Annotated in this window: 21 protein-coding genes; 8 read left to right on the top strand and 13 right to left on the bottom strand. The window is 68.5% G+C overall.

The annotated features are described in order from the left end of the window. Window position 1: 1 nt before the first annotated feature. Both AWB94_RS16685 and AWB94_RS16680 read right to left on the bottom strand, forming a co-directional pair. Window positions 2-880 carry an ABC transporter permease gene (locus AWB94_RS16685; protein ID WP_062656281.1) on the bottom strand — a complete coding sequence of 293 codons (879 nt, stop codon included), beginning with the start codon at window positions 878-880 and terminating at the stop codon, window positions 2-4. Further along, on the bottom strand, window positions 880-2,853 hold the full coding sequence (locus AWB94_RS16680) for a dipeptide ABC transporter ATP-binding protein (protein WP_084395095.1): 1,974 nt from the start codon (window positions 2,851-2,853) through the stop codon (window positions 880-882). Before AWB94_RS16680 ends, AWB94_RS16685 begins: the two co-directional genes overlap by 1 nt. Window positions 2,854-3,040: 187 nt before the next feature. Between AWB94_RS16680 and AWB94_RS16675 the strand changes: the two genes are divergently transcribed. From AWB94_RS16675 to AWB94_RS16665, 3 genes are all read left to right on the top strand, one after another. Further along, window positions 3,041-3,748, top strand: coding sequence for a TetR/AcrR family transcriptional regulator (locus AWB94_RS16675; protein ID WP_062656591.1), 708 nt, complete (start codon window positions 3,041-3,043; stop codon window positions 3,746-3,748). Between the two features lie 9 nt (window positions 3,749-3,757). Further along, window positions 3,758-4,030, top strand: a complete 273-nt coding sequence (locus tag AWB94_RS16670; RefSeq protein ID WP_062656280.1) for a YciI family protein — start codon at window positions 3,758-3,760, stop codon at window positions 4,028-4,030. Window positions 4,031-4,193: 163 nt separating this feature from the next. Next, window positions 4,194-5,243, top strand: coding sequence for an NAD(P)-dependent alcohol dehydrogenase (locus tag AWB94_RS16665; protein WP_062656279.1), 1,050 nt, complete (start codon window positions 4,194-4,196; stop codon window positions 5,241-5,243). 69 nt (window positions 5,244-5,312) lie between these two features. Here the strand turns inward: AWB94_RS16665 and AWB94_RS16660 are convergent, their stop codons facing one another. The 5 genes from AWB94_RS16660 to AWB94_RS16640 form a co-directional block, all read right to left on the bottom strand. Continuing rightward, a complete protein-coding gene (locus tag AWB94_RS16660) occupies window positions 5,313-5,642 on the bottom strand; it encodes a DUF3349 domain-containing protein (RefSeq protein ID WP_062656278.1) in 330 nt (109 codons plus the stop codon). A 63-nt stretch (window positions 5,643-5,705) separates the two neighbouring features. Continuing rightward, complete coding sequence (locus AWB94_RS16655; protein ID WP_062656277.1) at window positions 5,706-6,695, bottom strand: FAD binding domain-containing protein; 990 nt, start codon at window positions 6,693-6,695, stop codon at window positions 5,706-5,708. Then, entirely contained in the window at window positions 6,692-7,210 is a 519-nt protein-coding gene (locus tag AWB94_RS16650; protein ID WP_062656276.1) for a (2Fe-2S)-binding protein, read from the bottom strand. Before AWB94_RS16650 ends, AWB94_RS16655 begins: the two co-directional genes overlap by 4 nt. Continuing rightward, window positions 7,207-9,423 (bottom strand): xanthine dehydrogenase family protein molybdopterin-binding subunit, encoded by a 2,217-nt coding sequence (locus AWB94_RS16645; protein ID WP_062656275.1) that lies wholly within the window; start codon window positions 9,421-9,423, stop codon window positions 7,207-7,209. The genes AWB94_RS16650 and AWB94_RS16645 overlap by 4 nt, the downstream gene beginning before the upstream one ends. Before the next feature lie 44 nt (window positions 9,424-9,467). Continuing rightward, window positions 9,468-10,535 (bottom strand): cupin domain-containing protein, encoded by a 1,068-nt coding sequence (locus tag AWB94_RS16640; RefSeq protein WP_062656274.1) that lies wholly within the window; start codon window positions 10,533-10,535, stop codon window positions 9,468-9,470. A 224-nt stretch (window positions 10,536-10,759) separates the two neighbouring features. Between AWB94_RS16640 and AWB94_RS16635 the strand changes: the two genes are divergently transcribed. Continuing rightward, on the top strand, window positions 10,760-11,404 hold the full coding sequence (locus AWB94_RS16635) for a response regulator (protein ID WP_409365970.1): 645 nt from the start codon (window positions 10,760-10,762) through the stop codon (window positions 11,402-11,404). A gap of 2 nt (window positions 11,405-11,406) precedes the next feature. Here the strand turns inward: AWB94_RS16635 and AWB94_RS16630 are convergent, their stop codons facing one another. After that, complete coding sequence (locus tag AWB94_RS16630; protein WP_062656272.1) at window positions 11,407-11,763, bottom strand: response regulator; 357 nt, start codon at window positions 11,761-11,763, stop codon at window positions 11,407-11,409. Between the two features lie 85 nt (window positions 11,764-11,848). On the opposite strand from AWB94_RS16630, the gene AWB94_RS16625 reads away from it, so the two are divergent. Beyond that, on the top strand, window positions 11,849-13,339 hold the full coding sequence (locus tag AWB94_RS16625; RefSeq protein ID WP_234811760.1) for a GAF domain-containing sensor histidine kinase: 1,491 nt from the start codon (window positions 11,849-11,851) through the stop codon (window positions 13,337-13,339). Here AWB94_RS16625 and AWB94_RS34665 read toward each other — a convergent pair. Continuing rightward, window positions 13,320-13,499: a hypothetical protein gene (locus AWB94_RS34665; RefSeq protein WP_131805261.1), complete on the bottom strand. Its 180-nt coding sequence runs from the start codon at window positions 13,497-13,499 to the stop codon at window positions 13,320-13,322. The two genes, AWB94_RS16625 and AWB94_RS34665, sit on opposite strands and share 20 nt — an antisense overlap. Before the next feature lie 68 nt (window positions 13,500-13,567). Then, window positions 13,568-13,774, bottom strand: coding sequence for a hypothetical protein (locus AWB94_RS34660; protein WP_131805260.1), 207 nt, complete (start codon window positions 13,772-13,774; stop codon window positions 13,568-13,570). A gap of 135 nt (window positions 13,775-13,909) precedes the next feature. On the opposite strand from AWB94_RS34660, the gene AWB94_RS16620 reads away from it, so the two are divergent. The 3 genes from AWB94_RS16620 (at window position 13,910) to AWB94_RS34655 (ending at window position 16,073) form a co-directional block, all read left to right on the top strand. Next, window positions 13,910-14,974, top strand: coding sequence for a DNA topoisomerase IB (locus AWB94_RS16620; RefSeq protein WP_062656270.1), 1,065 nt, complete (start codon window positions 13,910-13,912; stop codon window positions 14,972-14,974). Between the two features lie 92 nt (window positions 14,975-15,066). Then, window positions 15,067-15,699 (top strand): SOUL family heme-binding protein, encoded by a 633-nt coding sequence (locus AWB94_RS16615; RefSeq protein WP_062656269.1) that lies wholly within the window; start codon window positions 15,067-15,069, stop codon window positions 15,697-15,699. A gap of 68 nt (window positions 15,700-15,767) precedes the next feature. Continuing rightward, a complete protein-coding gene (locus AWB94_RS34655; RefSeq protein ID WP_131805259.1) occupies window positions 15,768-16,073 on the top strand; it encodes a hypothetical protein in 306 nt (101 codons plus the stop codon). Window positions 16,074-16,088: 15 nt separating this feature from the next. Here the strand turns inward: AWB94_RS34655 and nrdF are convergent, their stop codons facing one another. From nrdF to AWB94_RS16600, 3 genes are all read right to left on the bottom strand, one after another. Further along, a complete protein-coding gene (gene nrdF / locus AWB94_RS16610) occupies window positions 16,089-17,063 on the bottom strand; it encodes a class 1b ribonucleoside-diphosphate reductase subunit beta (protein WP_201029530.1) in 975 nt (324 codons plus the stop codon). A 103-nt stretch (window positions 17,064-17,166) separates the two neighbouring features. After that, on the bottom strand, window positions 17,167-18,639 hold the full coding sequence (locus AWB94_RS16605; protein ID WP_062656268.1) for a flavin-containing monooxygenase: 1,473 nt from the start codon (window positions 18,637-18,639) through the stop codon (window positions 17,167-17,169). Window positions 18,640-18,719: 80 nt separating this feature from the next. Beyond that, complete coding sequence (locus AWB94_RS16600) at window positions 18,720-19,475, bottom strand: TetR/AcrR family transcriptional regulator (protein ID WP_084395093.1); 756 nt, start codon at window positions 19,473-19,475, stop codon at window positions 18,720-18,722. Window positions 19,476-19,549 lie beyond the last annotated feature (74 nt).

Raw genomic sequence — 19,549 nt, 5'->3', positions numbered from 1 at the left:
TCTATCTCGTCTTCATCAGGTTGCGCAGGCAGTCACCGGCGATGTTGGCGATCAGCGCCAGCACCAGCACGCCGAGGCCCGGCATCACCGGTAGCCACCACTGCTGCAGGAAGTAGCTGAGGTTGCGTGCCGAGTCGGCGCCCAACTCGGGTGCCGGCGCGGCCTGCCCGAGCCCGAGGAACGACAACGCGGCCAGGGTGAGGATCAGCGTGCCGATGTCCAGGCTGGCCGCCACGAGCGCATTGGGCACCGCGCCCGGCAGCAGGTGCCGTCCGGCGAGCCGGAATCGACTGACCCCGGCCAGCTTCGCCGCTTCGACGTGCGGCCGCGCGGCCAGCCGGGCCACCTCGCCGCGGACCAGCCTGGCGTAAAACGGCCACCACACGATGGACACCGCGATCAACGTGTGCAGGAAGCCGGGTCCGAGGGCGGCCACCACCGCGATCGCCAGCACGGGGGCGGGCAGCGACAGGAAACCGTCGGTGATACGCATCAGGGTGGCGTCCACCCAGCCGCCGGTGGCACCGGCGATCAGTCCGACCAGCCCGCCGATGAACAGCCCGAGCGCCACCACCGCCAGTGCGGCGAACCAGCTGGACCGCGCACCGTAGAGCACGCGGGACAGGATGTCGCGCCCCACGCTGTCGGTGCCGAGCAGGAAACCGTTGGCGCCCGGTGGCTGCAGCGGCATCCCGACGGGCGTGAGCGGGTCGTGCGGCGCCAGCAGCGGCACGGCGACGACGATCAACGTCACCAGGATCACCAGGGCGAAGCCCGCCCAGTTCACGATCGCCGAGCGGGACTGCGGCAGCGTCAGCCGCCATTTCTGGCTGCGGACCAACACGGGTGCGGGCATCGCGTCCAGCGTCGAGCTGACCATCAGCGCACCTTCCGTTCGATGCAGGCGACCTGGTGCGGGTTGCCCGGCGAACCTTCCAGGCGGACGTCGAGTTCGGCACCGGCGCAGGCGTCGACGGCGATCGGGCAGCGCGGGTGGAACGCGCACCCTGGCGGCGGCGACAGCGGGCTGGCGGGTTCGCCTGGCAATACCCGTGATTCGCGGCCCAGGTCCGGGATGGAGTCGACGAGTGCCCGGGTGTACGGGTGGACGGGATCGCCGATGACCTGTTCGGCCGGGCCGACCTCCACGATGCGGCCCAGGTACATCACCGCGATGCGATCGGCGACGACGCGGGCCACCGACAGATCGTGCGTCACGAACACCACCGACATGTCCAGGCTGCGGCGCAGATCACCGATCAGGTTGAGCACCGAGGCGGCCAGCGACACGTCCAGCGCGCTGGTGGGCTCGTCGCACAACAGCACCGGTGGGGGCACCACGGTGGCCCGGGCCAGCGAAACACGTTGCCGCTGACCACCGGAGAGCTGACCGGCACGCGACTTGGCCACCTCGGCGGGCAGGCCGACCCGGTCCAGCACCTCGATGACCGCATCGCGGCGCTGCGCCCGCGACATCTTGGTGCCGCGCAGCCGTTCGGCGATCAGCTCACCGACCGACAACCACGGCGTCAGCGAGGCACCGGCGTCCTGGAACACCATCTGCGGGCGCTGCCCACCGGCCAACGTGACCGAGCCGGAGGTCTGCTTCTCCAGTCCGGCGATGACGCGCAGCAGCGTCGACTTGCCCGATCCACTCTCGCCCACCAGTGCCACCGATTCACCGTGACCGACCCGGAGCGTCACCCCGCGCAGCGCCTGCAGTTTGCCGCGTCGGGCCACCGCGAAAGTCTTGGTGATATCAGCCAATTCGATCGCCGGTGCGGTATCGCCGGCGACCGGGACCGCCGACTCGGCCGCGGGTTCGGGCTGCGCAGCGGCCTCGGTCGCGCCGGGTGGCAACAGGCAGGCGCTCACCCGGCCCGGCGCCACCGGGATCGGGTCCGGCAGTGTGTGCGAACAGTCCTCGGTGGCCAGATCGCAGCGCGGCACGAACGCGCATCCCGGTAGCGGCTCCAGCGGGCTGGGCACCGAGCCCGGCAATGCGGCCAGCGGCCTGCCGCGCTGCGTGTGCAAGGTCAGCCGGGAACGCAGCAGCCCGCGGGTGTAGGGGTGTGCGGGCGTCTGGAGTACCTCGGCGGTGGGCCCGATCTCGGCGATCCGTCCCGCGTACAGCACCGCGATGCGATCCGAGATCTGCGCGGCCACTCCGAGGTCGTGGGTGATGAAGACGATGCTGCACCCGATCTGGTCGCGCAGGCCCTGCAATAAGGTCAGCACCTGCGCCTGCACCGTGACGTCGAGTGCGGTGGTGGGTTCGTCGGCGATGATGAGTTCGGGGTCGCCGGCAATGGCGATGGCGATCATCACCCGCTGCCGCAGGCCGCCGGACAGTTCGTGCGGGTAGGACCGCATACGACGGGCCGGCTCCGGAATGCCCACCGCGGTCAGCAGCCGCAGCGCTTCCTCGGTGCTACCGGCCGCCTCTGCGACCTGTCTACCGATGCGCATGGTCGGGTTCAGTGAGGTCATCGGGTCCTGGAACACCGCGCCCAGGTCGAGGCGGCGCACCTTGCGCAGGGTTTTGGCGTCACCGTGCACCATGTCCGTGCCCGCCACCGAGATGGCGCCGTCGATGCGGGCCCCGGTGGGCAGCAGGCCGAGCATGCCGAACCCCAGCACGCTCTTACCCGAGCCGGATTCGCCCACCAGGCCCAGGATCTCGCCGGGTGCGATGCCGAGGGTGACGCCGCGCAGCGCGTGCACGTCGCGCCCGCCGCGGCGGAACGTCACGTGCAGATCGTCGATGCTCGCGACGGGTTCGGGAGCCGATGCCGCGGTGATCGCTGCGCTCTCCCCGCAGGGCGCGTGGACCGCGGAAACGACGATGCCCATGTGCGTTCTCCCGATCTGTCGCGGCCTGGCCTGTCAGTTGACAGTTTTCACGGCCGGCGTACCCGATGGGTATCGCTGGCGTAACCAATTCCGCGTCGCAAGTAACCGAGGCGTATCGCGCGTTTCTGTCATGTGACAGATACGGCACGGCATACCTTTCGCACCCCCGATGGGCCACGATGAGACCATGTCGCTCACCCGCGCCGGCCGACCCAGGTTGCAGACGCAGCGACGACCCGGAGTGACGGCCCGTGACGAAATCCTCGATGCGGCAGGCGAACTGTTCACCACGCTGGGTTATGCGGGCACGTCCACCCGGAGTATCGCCGAATCCGTCGGCATCCGGCAGGCGTCGCTGTATCACTACTTCGACACCAAGGACGACATCCTGTGCGCCCTGCTGAGCCAGACCGTCACCCCGACCCTGGCCTTCATCCCGGCGTTGTTGGACGCCTCCCCGGCGTTGACGGCCGAGGAGCACCTGCACGCGCTGGCGAGCTTCGACGGTGACCAATTGCTCAACGGCCGCTGGAACCTGGGCGCGCTCTATCTGCTGCCCGAATTGCGGGACGCCCGGCTGGAACCGTTCTGGTCCGACCGGGAGCGGCTGCGGCTGCATTACCTGGCGGCGAGCCGGGCGGTGCTGGAGTGCACCGGGGTGCATCCGGCGGCGGCCGACCTGCCGTTCCGGCTGGTCGAGTCGCTGGTCAACATGTGGTCGGAGCCGCACGGCCCGGAACGGGCGGAACTGCCCGTCCACGTGGCCGACGCATGCCTGCGTGTGCTGGGCAGCGTGGATGCGGCGACCCCGCGATTACGGGAGTCCAGCGCGGCGGTGATCGAGCGGCACCGTGAGCGCGTGGGCGCTGCCGCTCCGAACCTGGCGCCCCGATAACCTCTGGCGGTGTTCCACGTGCTGACGTTGACCTACCTGCAGCCCGACGACATCGTCGACCGGACCCGGCCGGCCCACCTGGACTGGCTGGCCGCGGAGGTGGCCGCGGGGCGGGTGTTGCTGGCCGGGCGCACCGAAGCCCGCGGCGCCGTACTGGTGGTCGGCGACATGTCCGCCGCCGAGGCCGACGCCGTCATCGCCGGGGATCCCTACACCCAAGCGGGGCTGGCACGCTATGACCGGGTGAGCTTCACGGCCGGATTCCGCGCATCAGGTCTATAACTTGGCTCACACGGGTAGCCGGGACTAGATGGGCCGCGGTACTTGTTGAAATAGCGCGACGGCGCAGCGTCGCGCCCTGATTACAGTTACCTTCGCTAACGTTTCAGTGAAGGCGTGTTGCCCGCTCAGAAGACGCAGTCGACGAAGAGGACCGAACGACATCATGACGACCACCGTTTCCGCCTACGCCGCCACCTCGGCCACCAGCCCGCTGACCAAGACCACCGTCGAGCGCCGCGCCGTCGGACCGCACGACGTCGCCTTCGACATCAAGTTCGCGGGCATCTGTCACAGCGATATCCACACCGTGAAGGCCGAGTGGGGCACCCCCAACTACCCGGTGGTACCGGGCCACGAGATCGCCGGTGTGGTCACCGAGGTCGGGTCCGAGGTCACCAAGTACAAGGTCGGCGATCACGTCGGCGTGGGCTGCTTCATCGACTCCTGCCGTGAGTGCGACAACTGCAAGGCCGGCCAGGAGCAGTACTGCACCGGCGAGTACGGCATGCACGGCACGTACAACTCCACCGAGCGCGACGGCAGCCCGACCTACGGCGGCTACAGCACGGCGATCGTCGTCGACGAGAACTACGTGCTGCGCATCCCGGACTCGATTCCACTGGACAAGGCCGCTCCCCTGTTGTGCGCCGGTATCACCCTGTTCTCCCCGCTGAAGCACTGGAACGCGGGCCCGGGCAAGCAGGTGGCCGTCATCGGCCTGGGCGGTCTGGGCCATATGGGTGTGAAGCTGGCCCACGCGCTGGGCGCGCACGTCACGGTGCTGAGCCAGTCGCTGAAGAAGATGGAGGACGGTCTGCGCCTGGGCGCCGACGAGTACTACGCCACCTCCGACCCGGACACCTTCACCAAGCTGGCCGGCAAGTTCGACCTGATCCTCAACACCGTCTCGGCCAACCTGAGCATGGGCGCCTACCTGGGCCTGCTCAAGACGGACGGCACGCTGGTCGAGCTGGGCATCCCCGAGCATCCGCTGGAGGTGCCGACCTTCGCGCTGGCCGGCGGCCGGCGCAGCATCTCGGGTTCGATGATCGGCGGCATCCCGGAGACCCAGGAGATGCTCGACTTCTGCGCCGAGCACGACGTCACCCCGGAGATCGAGGTCATCGAGGCGTCCTACGTCAACGAGGCCTACGACCGGGTCCTTTCGTCGGACGTGCGCTACCGCTTCGTCATCGACGCATCCACGATCTGAGACCGGCACACCAGCCCTGCCGCCCGGGCCTCCTCTTCCCCGGGCGGCACCGGGCTGCGCCCTAGCGGTCTAGCTGTCGAGGTCTTCCACCCCGGACAGCGGCCACCCGGCGGCGGCGAGCCTGGCCGCCACCCGGCGGACGTTCTCCGGACCGGCGTCGTGGTGGGTGACCTCGGCGATGAACGTCTCGATCTCGTCGTGGCCGATCGCCCCGTCGGCCAGCGCGGGCGATCCGGTCGCGGTGATATTGGCGACGACCTCCTTGACCTGATCCTCGGTCAGCGGGGTGTTGCGCAGCAGGGCCAGCAGCGGCACCCGGTCGGCACCGGGCACGCCCTCGGGGTATCCGGCGCGCAGCCAGTCCAGGATTCGGGCGACGAGCGAGGTCGACGTGGTCACGCGACAAGTTTCTCGGGTTCGGTCAGTGGGCGCCACTGCCGGTTCACACAGTTCGCCGGTCATTCACTCGTCGTTCACGCCGCATGCATGTTGCAGGGCACGGACCACGCTGTGCTTGCCGAGGTCGACCTTGAACGCGTTCTGGCTCAACGGCTCCGCGCCGGCCATCAGCAGTTCGGCCGCATGCCGGAACACCGCGGTGGCCGGCCGTTCACCGCGCAGCACCGCCTCGGCCTCCGGTGACCGCCAGGGTTTGGCCGCGACACCGCCGAGCGCAATGGCCGCCGACGCGATCACCCCGTCCTTGAGCTGGACGCCGGCGGCCACCGACACCAGCGCGAATGCGTAGCTGTGCCGATCCCGCACCTTGAGATACCAGCTCGCGTCCGCGAACGGTGTCGGCGGCAACTCGATGGCGGTGATGAGCTCGTCCGCGGCCTTGGTGTTGTCCCGGTCCGGCCGGTCCCCGGGCAACGCGAAGAACTCTGCGATCGGGAGGGTGCGCTCCCCCGCGGGGCCGCGCAGCCGCACGACGGCGTCCAGGATCGCCAGCGCGACGGCCATATCGGAGGGGTGCACGGCCACGCAGTGCGCACTGGCGCCGAACAGCGCGTGCTCCCGGTTGAAGCCACCCACCGCAGCGCAGCCCGACCCGGGTGAGCGTTTGTTGCACTGCGCGAAGGCCGGATCCATGAAGTACGGGCACCGGGTGCGTTGCACCAGATTGCCGCCCGCGGTGGCCATGTTGCGGATCTGGGTGGTCGCACCGGACAGGATGGCCTGCGACAGCACCGGATAGCGGGTCCTGATCAGCCGGTGGTTGGCCACCGCGCTGTTGGTCACCCCGGCCCCGATGCGCACACCGCCACCGGGTGTGGCCGTGATGGTGTCCAGCCCGATCCGGCGGATGTCGATGAGGGCGTCCGGGGCCTCCACCCCGGTCTTCATCAGATCCAGCAGATTGGTCCCGCCGGCGAAATAGCGTGCGCCCGTGGCGGCTTCGTTGATCGCGTCGGGAACACTGACCGCGTGCCGGAATGCGAACGTCTTCACGGTCGGTCCCCGGTGACGGAGGCGATGGCGGCGACGATGTTGGCGTAGGCGCCGCAACGGCAGATGTTGCCGGCCATGCGCTCGCGAATCTCGTTGCCCGACAGGCACGGTGGCCCGTTCACCACGTCTGCGCGCGGCCCGTCGAAGGTGCTGGCGCACAGGTCGCCCCTGGCGTGCTCACGCAGCAGGGCGTGTGCCGAGGACAGCTGTCCGGGGGTGCAGTAGCCGCACTGAAATCCGTCGTGCTCGACGAACGCCTGTTGCAGTGGCGTCAGGGTGTCACCGTCGGCCAGCCCCTCCACCGTGGTGACCTCGGCTCCGTCGATGGACACGGCCAGGGTCAGGCAGCTGAGCACCCGCTCGCCGTCGACGTGCACGGTGCAGGCCCCACACAGGCCGTGGTCGCAGCCCTTCTTGGTGCCGGTGAGCCCCAGGCGCTCGCGCAGCACGTCGAGCAGGGTGGCGCGAACATCGGTGTCGATCTCGGTGTCGGTGCCGTTGACCGTCAGTTTCATCTCGGCTCCTCGTACCGGGGTGAGAAGGGTGTCATCAGGCTTTCCAGGGTTATCGGCAAGTCCCGCAACCGCTTTCCGGTGGCGTGGTGGATCGCGTTGGCGATGGCCGCCGGCACCCCGCAGGTGCCGATCTCGCCGATGCCGCGCACACCGATCGGGTCCAGCCCGAAATCGGCGATGTCGACGAAGGCGATGTCGAACTCCGGCCGGTCGGCATGGGTCGGCACGTAATACTCGCCGATCAGTTGGGCGGTCCTCGGATCGCGCGGGACCTGTTCCAGCAGCGCCATTCCGATCCCGAAGGTGATGCCGCCCATCACCTGGTTGGTGGCCAGTTTCGGGTTGAGCACCCGGCCGCAGTCCAGCACCGCCGTCCAGCGCGTCACCGTGGCCCTGCCGATCTGCTCGTCGACCTCCACCTCGCAGAAGTGCGCGCCGAAGGATTGGGACAGCGGGCCGGTCTCGGCGGCTCCCCCGGCCGACACGGTGAAGCTGAGTGCTGCCCGTAGCGCTCCGCCGCGGCGCAGCAGGTCGGCCAGTGTCGTGGGATCCCCGTCGTAGTCGGGGCAGTGTTCGGCGAGCCGGCGCCGCCATTCGCGCGCCGCGGCGTGCACGGCCGAGCCGACCGTCGCGGTGGTCTGCGAGGCACCGCTATAGGGCGCGTCGGGAAAGCTGGAGTCACCGGAGCAGAAACTGACCTGTTCGAGCGGCAATCCGCAGCCGTCGGCGGCCAGTTGCGCCATCACGGTGCGCACCCCGGTGCCGATCTCGTGGGTGGCCGAGGCGAACCGGACCCGGCCGTCGGCGTCGGTATCCACCCGGCAGCCGGCCGGCATCCGGCGGCCCGGGTAGGTGGCGGTGGCCACGCCCCAGCCGACCTGCACGCCGTCCCGCCGCATCGAGCGGGGTTTCGACGGTCGGTCTGCCCAGCCGAACCGTCGCGCGCCCTGCTCATAACACTCGGCCAGGTGCTTGCCCGAGTACGGGCGCCCGCTGGGCTGGTCGAGCTGCGGGTCGTTGGCCAACCGCAGCGCCACCGGGTCCAGCTGCAGCCGCTCGGCCAGTTCGTCCATGGCGACCTCGAGTGCGAACAGCCCGGGCGCCTCACCCGGGCCACGCATGAAACACGGTGTGGGCGCGTTGATTCGGGCCACGGTGTGCGAAACCGCCAGTCGCGCAGACTGGTACAGGAAGCGTGCGGACAGTCCGACCGGTTCGCAGAAGTGCGCGACGGTGGAGGTTTCGGTGAGGGTGTGCTGCTCGGTGCTGAGCAGGGCGCCGTCGGTGTCGGCGACCAGCGCCACCTGTTGTTCGGTGCGCGGCCGGTGACCGGTCGAGGTGAACATCTGATTGCGGGTCAGCACCAGCTTCACCGGACGGCCCACCGCGCGTGCGGCGACGGCACACAGCACCACGTGCATCCACAGGAAGCTCTTGGACCCGAACGCACCGCCGACGAATTCGGAGACGATGTGCACCCGCTCTTCGGGGACCCCGAGATAGGCGGCCAGCGCCCGGCGTTCACCGGTGATCCAGCGGGTGCTGTCGTGCACCGTCAGGGTGTCACCGGTCCATTCGGCGATGGTGGCCGACAGTTCGATCGGATAGTGGGTGTTGCGTGCGGTGGTGTACCGGGCAGCGATCCGCACTCCGGTGGGTTCGGCATCCGGCCCGCGACGATCTTGCAGCTTCTCGTCGTCGAGTTTGACGAAATGGTCGGGGCGGTAGGCCCCGTGCCGGACGAGACCGTCCCGCTCGTCGGCGGGCACCGGCTCCGCGAGCACCTGGTTGGCCGTCAATTGCGCTGGTACGCTCCGGTACTCGAACCGCATCAGCGCGGCCGCCTGCGCCGCGTTCTCGGGCGAATCCGCGACCACCACGGCCATGTGCTGGCCCACGTGTTGCACCGTCAGATCCGACAGCGGCGGCCGGCGCTCCAGCGGCAAGTCCCAGGTGAGGTCGTCGGGAAGCACGTGCAGCGGTGGACAGTTCAGCGGGGTCAGAACGTAGAGCACACCGGGCGCGGCGGTGGCGACCGCAGCGGCGGCCGCCACCGATTCCTCGGTCACCACGCCGTGCGGTATCTCGGACTGCACCAGCGCCGCGTAGGTCACCCCGGCCACCGGGGTGTCGGCGGTGTACCGGGTGGCCCCGGTGACCTTGGCGCGTCCCTCGACCCGGTCGACCGGCCTGCCGACGCTCAGGTCGCCCATGGTCCTGGTCCCTTCTGGTCAACTATCTTGCGGGTGAATCGGTTTCAGTCGAGCGGATTGCGCCGGTCGACGATCAGCGGATCGGCGGGGGTGAACGGGAAGTTCGGCAGATCGTCGATGTGGGTGTTGAAGGCCGCGGCCAGCACCTCGCGCGAGTAGGCGCTCGCCGAGGCACGATAGCCGATATCGGCGGGGAACGGCTGGTCGAAGAAGATCAGGAAGTGCCAGTCGTCGGTGCCGATGTTCTCGATGTGATGTGGGTAGGCACGCGGGATGAAGTACATGTCACCCGTGGTCATGGTCCAGGTATCAAGGGAGCCATCGGGATTCATAATAGTCATCCGGGCGTCACCGTGCTGGACGTAACCCATCTCGGCGGTGACCGGATGCCAGTGCGGCTCACGCATACCGTCCTCGGCGACCCGCAGCGAGTACATCGAGATGTCCTTCAGCGCCGGCCAGAACTGGTCCCTGGCGAACCTGGCGTTGCCGCTGGCGTAGTTCAATCCCGGTGCCTGGGCTTCGATGTCGAACTTGTGCGGATCCTCGAAGTACGCCGACGCGGGGATCTCGGGGTCACCGACGCGGGCGGCCAGCTTGTGGTCGGTGAGTGGATGGGGCGGGAAAGTCGCGGTGTCGCGCCGGATCTTGGCCAGGTCCGAGGCCGGCAGGTCATAGGTGTTGCCCAGCACCGCATCGGTGAAGGCACCGAACGTCGCGCCGAACCCGAAGTCCTCGGGACGCTCGTTGCGGAAGGCGATGATGAACTCGGCCACGTCGGTGCCGATGTTCTCGATGTGATGCAGCGCCCCGGAGTCGATGTGGAACATCTGGCCGGCCGTGACGATGAAGTTGGCGAACTTGCTGTGGTTGTCCAGTACCGAGACCAGCGCGGTGCCGGACACGCAGTAGGTCAGCTCGTTGGCGTTGGCGTGCCAGTGCGGGGTGCGCATCGCGCCGGGGTTGAGCAGCACACGCTTGATGGACAGTCGGTTCAGGATGGGCAGGTTGTCGGCGGTGACGCGGCGCATCGAGCCGAAGTCGTTCTCCTCGACGATCTCGCCGTCGAGCAGGGACAGCGTGTGCGTGCCACGGGTGACTGCTGCAGTCATTTCGATCTCCTCTGGCTGGACTGGTTCGACGTGTTCACCTTGCTCCACTGCGGGGGCGATGTCTGCAATGCTGGCTGCCAATCCCCGGGGAACGCTGCCGGTACCGGCCGGGTAGCGCTAGCCCCCATATCGACCCGATACCGCGCCGCCGCGACGACGAAATGCGAGAATGTCGCGGCTGCACGGGCGGCTGGCGGCTGGGCGGAAAGGGCATACGGGTGGCTATACGAGTTGTCATCGCCGAGGACGACGTGTTGTTGCGGGAGGGCGTGGCAAGTCTGCTGCAGCGGTCGGGATTCGACGTCGTCGGGCAGGCCGGTGACGCACCGACGCTGCTCGAGGTGGTGCGGGCGCAACGCCCCGAGCTGGTGCTCACCGATATCCGCATGCCACCCGGCCACAGCACCGAGGGGCTGGACGCCGCCCGCACCATCCGCGCCGAGCACCCGGACACCGGCATCGTGGTGCTCTCGGCGCATATCGACGTCGAACACGCCACCGAGCTGCTCGCCGGCGGGCATGCGATCGGGTACCTGCTCAAGACTCGCGTCACCGATGTGGAGGATTTCGTCGACACCCTCAACCGGGTGGCCGCCGGCGCCTCGGTCATCGATCCGGCGCTGGTCACCGAGCTGGTGTCGGCACGGCGGCGCAACGATCCGCTGTCCGCGCTGAGCTCACGCGAACGCGAGGTGCTGGCCCTGATGGCCGAGGGGCTGTCCAACGCGGGCATCGGCAGGCGACTCTGGGTTACCGAGGGCACGGTGGAAAAACACGTGCGCAGCATCCTGACCAAGCTGGACCTGCCGGAAACCGGCGACGATCACCGGCGGGTGCGCGCGGTGATCCTGTTCCTGGACGCGCGCTGACCTCAGCCGTGCAACAGGCCGCGGATCGCCTCGGGCGACAACGCGAACTTGGGCAGGAAACCGCGGGCCGGGCTGTCGGCGATCAGGTCGGCGAAGTCCTGTTCGTCGTGGGTGGAGATGAGGATCACCGGCACATCGGTGAGCTGCTCGGCCACGTCGAAACCGTTGTCGGCGCCGAGGTCGACGTCCACCAGCGCGACGTCGGGTCGCAGCGCCCTGCTGGCGTCCACCGCGCCGGCGCCGTCGGTGGCCGTGCCGACGACGGTGATCCCGCCGTGCGCCAGCATCGTCGCTGCGGCATCCCGAAAGGCGGCGCTGTCGTCGACGATCAGCGCCCGCACAACCGGTGAACCAGACATACTCCGAGCTTGACAGCACCACGCGGCCGAGGCATTACCGCTAGCCGGAAAGTTCGCTGTCAACTTCGGCAATAACATCTGCGGGGTGAACTGGCATTCGTGGTCCGGTCGTGCTCTGGCCCTCGTCGTGCGGCCCACTGCCCGGCCCCTGGGGTGGGGTGTGGTGGTGGCCGCCGGCTTCATCGCCGCCGAGACGCTGGTGGTGCTGGCGCTCAAGCGGGTGTCCCCCGATGACGCGTTCGGGGCGGTGTTCCTGCTCGGGGTGCTGGTGGTCTCGGCCGGTTGGGGGTTCGGGCTCTCGGTGGCGACGTCGGTGGCCAGCGCGCTGGTCTACACGTACTTCCACCTGGAGGGCCGGGACAGCCTGGCACCGGCGGTCGGAGTATTCCTCACCCTGGCGCTGGTCACCAATGTGCTGGTCGGACAGGCCCGGCTGCGCACCGCCGAAGCCGAACAGCGCCGCCGCGAAGCGACCGGGCTGGCCGATCAGCAGGCCGCGCTGCGGCGGGTGGCCACCCTGGTGGCCCGCGGGGCGCCCACCTCCGAGGTGTACGACGTCGCGGTCTCGGAGTTGGCACACAGCCTCGGAGCACAGCATGTCACGCTGCTGCGTTACGAATCCGACGAGCACGCTGTGGTGCTGGCGACCAACGATCCCCGGGCTTTCGCTGCCGGCCAACGGTTTTCGCTGGCGGGCGACAATGTCGGCACCCGGGTCCGCGCCACCGCCGCCCCGGCCCGCATCGACGATTACGGCGCGGCCACCGGCGAGGTCGCCACGATGCTCACCGGGTTGGGCATGCGCTCGGGTGCCGGCGCGCCGGTGATCGTGGACGGTCAGCCGCGCGGTGCGCTCGTGGTGGCCTGGCCGAAGCCGTACGGCGCCGCCGAGCACGCCGAGGCGCATATCTGTGATTTCGCCGATCTGGTGTCCACCTCGATCGCCAATGCCGAGACCCGCGCCGAACTGACCGCGTCGCGGGCCCGCATCGTCGCCGCCGCCGACCAGGCCCGGCGCGGCTTCGAACGCGATCTGCACGACGGCGCTCAGCAGCGCATCGTCGCGCTCAGCCTGCAGTTGCGCGCGGCCGAGGCGGCCGCCGAGGGCAACGTGCGCACCCAGTTGTCCGGCATCGTCGAGGGTCTGGCCGGGCTGTATGCCGACCTGCAGGAATTGTCCCGCGGCCTGCACCCGGCGATCCTGTCGAAGGGCGGGCTGGCACCCGCGATCCGGACGCTGGCCCGCCGGTCGCCGGTGCCGGTCGAACTCGACCTGCACGTCGACGCGCGGTTACCGGAGTCCGTCGAGGTGGCCGCCTACTACGTGGTGGCCGAATCCCTCACCAACGCAGCCAAATACGCCAAGGCGGAGGTGATCACCGTCACGGCGGTCGCCGATCAGGCCGGGCTGCGGCTGACGGTGACCGACGACGGTGTCGGTGGCGCGGTGGCGGGCGGGGGGTCGGGTCTGGTCGGTCTGCGCGACCGGGTGCAGGCGCTGTCCGGCGAGTTCGGGGTGTCCAGCGCCGCGGGGGCCGGGACCACCATCACCGCGGCTATCCCGCTGAACGCCTGAACGGCAGCACGCGACACACTTCCTGAGGTCGCCGCGCCGGCGCGGGGCCGACGTAGGACGGGTGCCTGCGCTTGGCCTCGACGAGCGCGCGCATGTTCTGCCGGGCGCGTCGCGGCGCGAGCTCGACGACGTTGGTCTCGGCAATCGCGGTCGCTGCCATGATGTCCCCTCCTGTACGGGTCGTGCATCCGTCACCTTTGAGGTTGCTCGCCCAATGGAGGAAGACCTTCAACGAAAGCCGTGAAGTTGCTGAGAAAGCGTGGGTCGGCGCCGGAACGGCAGCACCCGGCATGACACCTGCGCGCCCACGGCATCGGCCGACGCCACCCGCCGGCGTGTGGCCGCCGGTGTCCGGCGCAGATCGTGCCGGGCCCGTCGGGACGCGAGGTCGACGACATTGCTCGCTGTGACACCTGCCAATACCCGTGCTGTCATGATCGTCCCTCCTCGCCCTGACCTGCGTGAGAATGCCCCGTTCGGGGGGTGGGCAAACCGCTCGTCCGCCAGGTGTAGAGCGGGCTCCACCGGGGTAATCCCGGCAACACGAAAACACCGGCTGAGGAAGGCGGCATGCGACTACGGCGGAGTGCACTCTCGGCTCCCGGGATCAGCCGGAAGCGGCGCGGGAAGGGGTTCGCCTACTACGGTCCGGACGGTTCGTTGCTGAATGACGAACCGACGATCACCCGGATCAAGGCGCTGGTGATTCCCCCGGCCTGGAAGAAGGTATGGATCTGCCCGTTCCCGAACGGACACATCCAGGCCGTGGGCACCGACGCGGCGGGCCGGCGCCAGTACCTCTATCACCCGCAATGGCAGCAGGAACGGGCCGAGGAGAAGTTCGACCGGGTCCTGGAGATGTCCACCCAGCTGCCGGACTGGCGTGCCAAGGTCGCCGCGGATCTCGGCGGCAAGGGCCTGGGCCGGGACCGCGTGCTGGCGCTGGCGCTGCATCTGCTGGACCAGGGGTACTTTCGCGCTGGCGGCGAACAGTACGCCGAGGAGAACGAATCGTACGGCCTGGCAACGTTGTTGTGCGAACACGTCAGTGTCCGAGGTGACGCGGTGTCCTTCGACTACCCGGCCAAGAGCGGCGTGCAGCGGCGCCTGGAGTTGGCGGATCCCGAGGTGGCGCGCGCCGTCAAGGCCTTGTTGCGCCGCGGGGACGGGAGCGAACGGCTGCTGGTGTGCCGGGCCGCTTCCGGCTGGGCCGACATTCGCTCCGAGGATCTCAACGCGCGGTTCAAGGAGCTGGTGGGCGCCGAGTTCAGCGTCAAGGACCTGCGGACATGGCACGGAACGGTGCTGGCCGCGGCCGCGTTCGCCGACGCCGATCCCCCGGTCTCCAAGCGCGTGGTCAAACGCGTCGAGGCGGCCGTGATGAAAGAGGTCGCCGAGTCGTTGGGCAACACGCCCGCCGTCGCCCGCAGTTCCTATGTCGATCCCCGGGTGGTCGCCGGCTACGAGCAGGGTCTGACCATCGCCACCGGGGTTCGCCGCGCGGCGAGGATCGACGATTCCGTTGCTGCACAAGCGGCTCTGGAGAAAGCCACCCGCAACCTGATCCTGAAGGTCGACAAGGGCACTGCCGCGTCCCGACGGCCCACGGGTGCGCCGATGCCGACGGCGGCGTGAGCGTCGCCATCCGCCGCGCAGTGCACTCCGAATGCCTTACGACGCCGGCGACGACCCGCGCGAGGAGGGACGCAAGAGGGAGAGGACAAGGCATGCCGGGTGTGCAGACCATCGCCAAGCAGGTGGTGCAGACGGTGGGATCCGTGGCCGGGATCAGGATCGGGCTGGAGGAGCCGACGTTCAACGCGGTGGAGCTGGCTCGCGGGGTGCAGGTGCGCCACTACCGGGAGCGGATCGCGGCCCAGACGCGGGTCCGGGGGCAATCGGAGGAACAGGCCCGATCCACGGGATTTCGGCGCCTCGCCGCGTACATCTTCGGCGGCAACGACGGTGGCCGGAGCATCGCGATGACGGCTCCCGTGGCGGTGCAGACCGATCGGTCCCGCGGCGCCAAGATCGCCATGACCGCGCCGGTCGCCCAGCAGCGCGATACCGACGCGTGGGTCATCCGCTTCTTCATGCCCGCGCAGTGGACCATGGACACGCTGCCCACACCCGATGACCCGCGCGTCGAACTGGTGACGGTCCCACCGCAGAAGTACGCCGTGTTGCGGTTCAGCGGCGGCCGTCACGCCCGGCGGGTCGCCGAGCAAACGGCCAGGTTGCGGGATGTCCTGCGGGAGAATGGGTTCGAGGCCGCCGGTGAACCCACGGCGTGGTTCTTCGACCCGCCGTGGACGCTGCCGTTCCGCCGCCGCAACGAGGTCGCCATCCCCGTCGAGTGACGCGCGACTGTGCCGATTCAGAGCCGACACATAGCTGATAATTATATTCGCTAACTAACCTTGCAGACATGAACGCACACAAACTGATTGCCGGCATGGCGATCGCCGGTGGATTGACAGCAGCAGCAGTCGGCATCGGAGCGGGGACGGCCGCGGCCGCACCTGCCCCGACAACCGGTCCGGTCCCGGCCTGGGGCCCTCCGCCCCCACCCGGACCCGGCTGGGGAGGCCACGACCACGGCTGGGGCCGGCCCGGCGACGGCTGGGGGCCGCCGCGCGGTTGGAACCCGAACGAAGGCCCGTGGGGACCGGCCGGCTGGAACGGCGGCTGGCAGCCCCCGGGCGCCGTCTGCCTGGGACAGTGGTGCATCTAGCCGGGCATCCCGGCGTCAGAAGTCCCAGTCCTCGTCTTCGGTGTTGACGGCCTTGCCGATCACGTAGCTCGACCCGGAGCCGGAGAAGAAGTCGTGGTTCTCGTCGGCGTTGGGGCTCAGCGCCGACAGGATCGCCGGGTTCACGTCGGTCTCGTCCTTGGGGAACAGCGCCTCGTAACCCAGGTTCATCAGGGCCTTGTTGGCGTTGTAGCGCAGGAACTTCTTGACATCCTCGGTCAGGCCGACGCCGTCGTAGAGGTCCTGGGTGTACTCGGTCTCGTTGTCATACAGCTCGAAGAGCAGTTCGTAGGTGTAGTCCTTGAGCTCTTGGCGCTTGGCCTCGTCCACCAGGGCCAGCCCGCGCTGGTACTTGTAGCCGATGTAGTAGCCGTGCACGGCCTCGTCGCGGATGATCAGCCGGATCATGTCGGCGGTGTTGGTCAGCTTGGCCCGGCTGGACCAGTACATCGGCAGGTAGAAGCCGGAGTAGAACAGGAAGCTCTCCAGCAGCGTGGAGGCCACCTTGCGCTTGAGCGGATCGTCGCCGCGGTAGAAGTCCATCACGATCTGCGCCTTGCGCTGCAGGTTCGGGTTCTCCTCCGACCAGCGGAACGCCTCGTCGATCTCGGCGGTGGAGCACAACGTGGAGAAGATGTTGCTGTAGCTCTTGGCGTGCACCGACTCCATGAACGCGATGTTGGTGTAGACGGCTTCCTCGTGCGGGGTCAGCGCGTCGGGGATCAGGCTGACGGCGCCGACGGTGCCCTGGATGGTGTCCAGCAGGGTCAGACCGGTGAACACCCGCATGGTGAGCTGTTTCTCGGCGTCGGTCAGGGTGCCCCAGGACGGGATGTCGTTGGACACCGGCACCTTCTCCGGCAACCAGAAGTTGCCGGTCAGCCGGTCCCAGACCTCGGCGTCTTTGTCGTCCTGAACCCGGTTCCAGTTGATGGCCGAGACACGGTCGATCAGCTTCATTCCGTCGGACATCTGGAACCCCAATTCGGTGCGTGGTGAGTGGCTGCCACGACACTACAACTGGGGGCCGACAACACGCCGGAGCCCCACAAATTGTGTTTTCGTGTCGCGTCGGTCAGGCCGTGAACTCGTACTCGGCCGGCTGGAAATGCCGGGTGGACAGCCAGTACTGCCAGGTCATCCCGCTCCACAGGGTCCGGTTGACACCGTGGGCGTCCATGTACCAGCTGTGGCAACCTCCGGTGCTGAACACCGTACCCGCCAGATCGTGCTGCAACTGCGCGTTGAAGTCGTCCTGGGCCCGCCGCGTCGGGGCCAGCGCCTTCGCGCCCGCGGCGTCGGCGGCGGCGATGGCCTGCGCGACGTAGCGGATCTGCGACTCGATCATGAAGACCACCGAGTTGTGCCCCAGCGCGGTGTTCGGGCCGAGCAGGAAGAACAGGTTCGGCATCCCCGCCACGGCGATACCGCGGTGCGCGGCGATGCCTTCCCGCGTCCAGCGGTCCACCAGGTCCTCACCGCCGGCACCCTTGATGTCGACGTAGGTGTAGGAGTCGGTGACGTGGAAGCCGGTGGCCCACACGATGACGTCGACCGGATGCTCGGCACCGTCACCGGTGACGACGCCGGTCGGCGTGAGCCTGGCGATCCCGTCGGTGATCACGTGCGTCTTGGGGTTCGCGATGGCGCGGTAATAGGTGTCGGAGTTCAGGATTCGCTTGCATCCGGCGGTGTAGTTCGGGGTGAGCTTGCGGCGCAACTCGGGATCTTTGATGCTGCGGTTGATGTTCCAGCGGCCCAACAGTTCACCGATCTTGAGCAGCCGCGGCTGCCGCGTCATGGCGAAGCCGACCCCCTCGTGGATCCAGTAGATGGCCGCACGCATCAGCGCCCGGGTGCCCGGAACGTAGGTGAACGCCCGCCGCATCCATTGTGGGAAGGCATTGTTCGGCCGCGGCATCACCCAGGCCGGGGTGCGCTGATACAGATCGAGCCCGGCCACCTGGTCGATGATCGCCGGGACGATCTGGATGGCGCTGGCACCGGTGCCGATCACGGCCACGCGCTTGCCGGTGATGTCCACGTCGTGGTCCCACTGGGCCGAGTGGAACATCGCCCCGGCGAACGTGTCGGCGCCCTCGATATCGGGAATCGACGGGATGTGCAGGCCGCCGGCCCCGGAGATCAGGAACTGCGCGACGAACTCCTGCCCGGACTTGTCGAAGACATGCCAGCGGCAATCCTGCTCATCCCAGTGCGCACGGTCGACGAAGGTGTTGAACCGGATGTTGCGGCGCAGGCCGTACTTGTCGGTGACGTGTTTGAGGTAGTCGAAGATCTCCGGCTGGAACGACCACATGTGGGTCCAGTCCGGTTTCGGCTCGAAGGAGAAGGAGTACATGTGCGACGGGATGTCGCACGCGCAGCCCGGGTAGGTGTTGTCCCGCCAGGTGCCGCCGATCTCGTCGGCCTTCTCCAGGATGAGGAAATCCCGGTCGGTGAAGCCCTGCTTCTTCAGCGCGATGCCCATCCCGAGTCCGGAGAACCCGGATCCGATGATCAACGCGCGGGTGACGACGGCGGACATAGCTCACGGCCTTTCCCGGGAACGGCGGTACCGGATATCCAGTATCCAGACTGGGTGACCGCGACCGCAACAGCCGCAGCTCAGGCGCCCAGGTCCACCTGTTGGCGCTTGACTGCCTTGCTGACCGGCTGATCGGGATCGATCGCGACACCCATCAATTCGCCGGTGCCGTTCACCGCACCCATCATGATCGTGGTCATATGGGCGACGAACTGGTCCATCGGCATCCGGCGGGCACCGTCGTCGCTGCCACCCAGCCACCAGTCGGTGGCCGAGGCGGCGGTGCCGAACAGCGCGAACGCGGCCAATTCGAAGACCGCGGGGTCCAGGTCCATGTCCTTGAGCTCTCCGCTGACCATGTCGGCGATCGCCAGGGTGATGTCGCGGCCGCGATTGACCGTCGTCATCGCCGCCGCCGACTGGTCGGCGAACCGGCCCTGCAGCAGGAACCGCACCACGTTCGGGTGCTGGTCCACCAGCTCCACGTAATGTTCCACGGCCCGGCCGATGATCTGCCGGGCGGTGTCGGTCTCGATGTTGATCGACGGGATGACCGCCGCCCACAGCATGTCGCGCATCCGCTCGCCGATCTGGGCGAACATGTCGGACTTGTCGGTGAAGTGCCGGTAGATCTTCGGTTTGGCGGTGCCGGCTTCCTCGGCGATCTCCCGGACGCTGACGTTGGGGCCGAGCCGGTCGATCGCCCGGAAGGCCGCGTCGATGATCTCCCCGCGCACCTTCTTGCGATGCTCCCGCCACCGCTCGCTGCGCGCATCGACCTTCACGCCCGGTTGCCCACCGGGCAGCGGTATGGAGGGAAGAGATGGTCTGCGCACCCACCTACTGTACCGGGCTGGCGCTTTCTGACCTGCCGTGACCGCACGACGTCCTACCGGTTGCGGACGGACGC

The organism is Mycolicibacterium canariasense, assembly GCF_002101555.1.
Taxonomy (GTDB): domain Bacteria; phylum Actinomycetota; class Actinomycetes; order Mycobacteriales; family Mycobacteriaceae; genus Mycobacterium; species Mycobacterium canariasense.
The sequence above is the reverse complement of the archived record's forward strand: the minus strand, read 5'-3'. Positions and strand labels throughout refer to the sequence as shown.

Coding starts and splice junctions, on each gene's coding strand:
- AWB94_RS16685 (WP_062656281.1), bottom strand. CDS start 880: ATGGTCAGCTCGACGCTGGACGCGATGCCCGCACCCGTGTTGGTCCGC.
- AWB94_RS16680 (WP_084395095.1), bottom strand. CDS start 2,853: ATGGGCATCGTCGTTTCCGCGGTCCACGCGCCCTGCGGGGAGAGCGCA.
- AWB94_RS16675 (WP_062656591.1), top strand. CDS start 3,041: ATGTCGCTCACCCGCGCCGGCCGACCCAGGTTGCAGACGCAGCGACGA.
- AWB94_RS16665 (WP_062656279.1), top strand. CDS start 4,194: ATGACGACCACCGTTTCCGCCTACGCCGCCACCTCGGCCACCAGCCCG.
- AWB94_RS16650 (WP_062656276.1), bottom strand. CDS start 7,210: ATGAAACTGACGGTCAACGGCACCGACACCGAGATCGACACCGATGTT.
- AWB94_RS16645 (WP_062656275.1), bottom strand. CDS start 9,423: ATGGGCGACCTGAGCGTCGGCAGGCCGGTCGACCGGGTCGAGGGACGC.
- AWB94_RS16640 (WP_062656274.1), bottom strand. CDS start 10,535: ATGACTGCAGCAGTCACCCGTGGCACGCACACGCTGTCCCTGCTCGAC.
- AWB94_RS16630 (WP_062656272.1), bottom strand. CDS start 11,763: ATGTCTGGTTCACCGGTTGTGCGGGCGCTGATCGTCGACGACAGCGCC.
- AWB94_RS34665 (WP_131805261.1), bottom strand. CDS start 13,499: ATGGCAGCGACCGCGATTGCCGAGACCAACGTCGTCGAGCTCGCGCCG.
- AWB94_RS34660 (WP_131805260.1), bottom strand. CDS start 13,774: ATGACAGCACGGGTATTGGCAGGTGTCACAGCGAGCAATGTCGTCGAC.
- AWB94_RS16620 (WP_062656270.1), top strand. CDS start 13,910: ATGCGACTACGGCGGAGTGCACTCTCGGCTCCCGGGATCAGCCGGAAG.
- AWB94_RS16615 (WP_062656269.1), top strand. CDS start 15,067: ATGCCGGGTGTGCAGACCATCGCCAAGCAGGTGGTGCAGACGGTGGGA.
- AWB94_RS34655 (WP_131805259.1), top strand. CDS start 15,768: ATGAACGCACACAAACTGATTGCCGGCATGGCGATCGCCGGTGGATTG.
- nrdF (WP_201029530.1), bottom strand. CDS start 17,063: ATGTCCGACGGAATGAAGCTGATCGACCGTGTCTCGGCCATCAACTGG.
- AWB94_RS16605 (WP_062656268.1), bottom strand. CDS start 18,639: ATGTCCGCCGTCGTCACCCGCGCGTTGATCATCGGATCCGGGTTCTCC.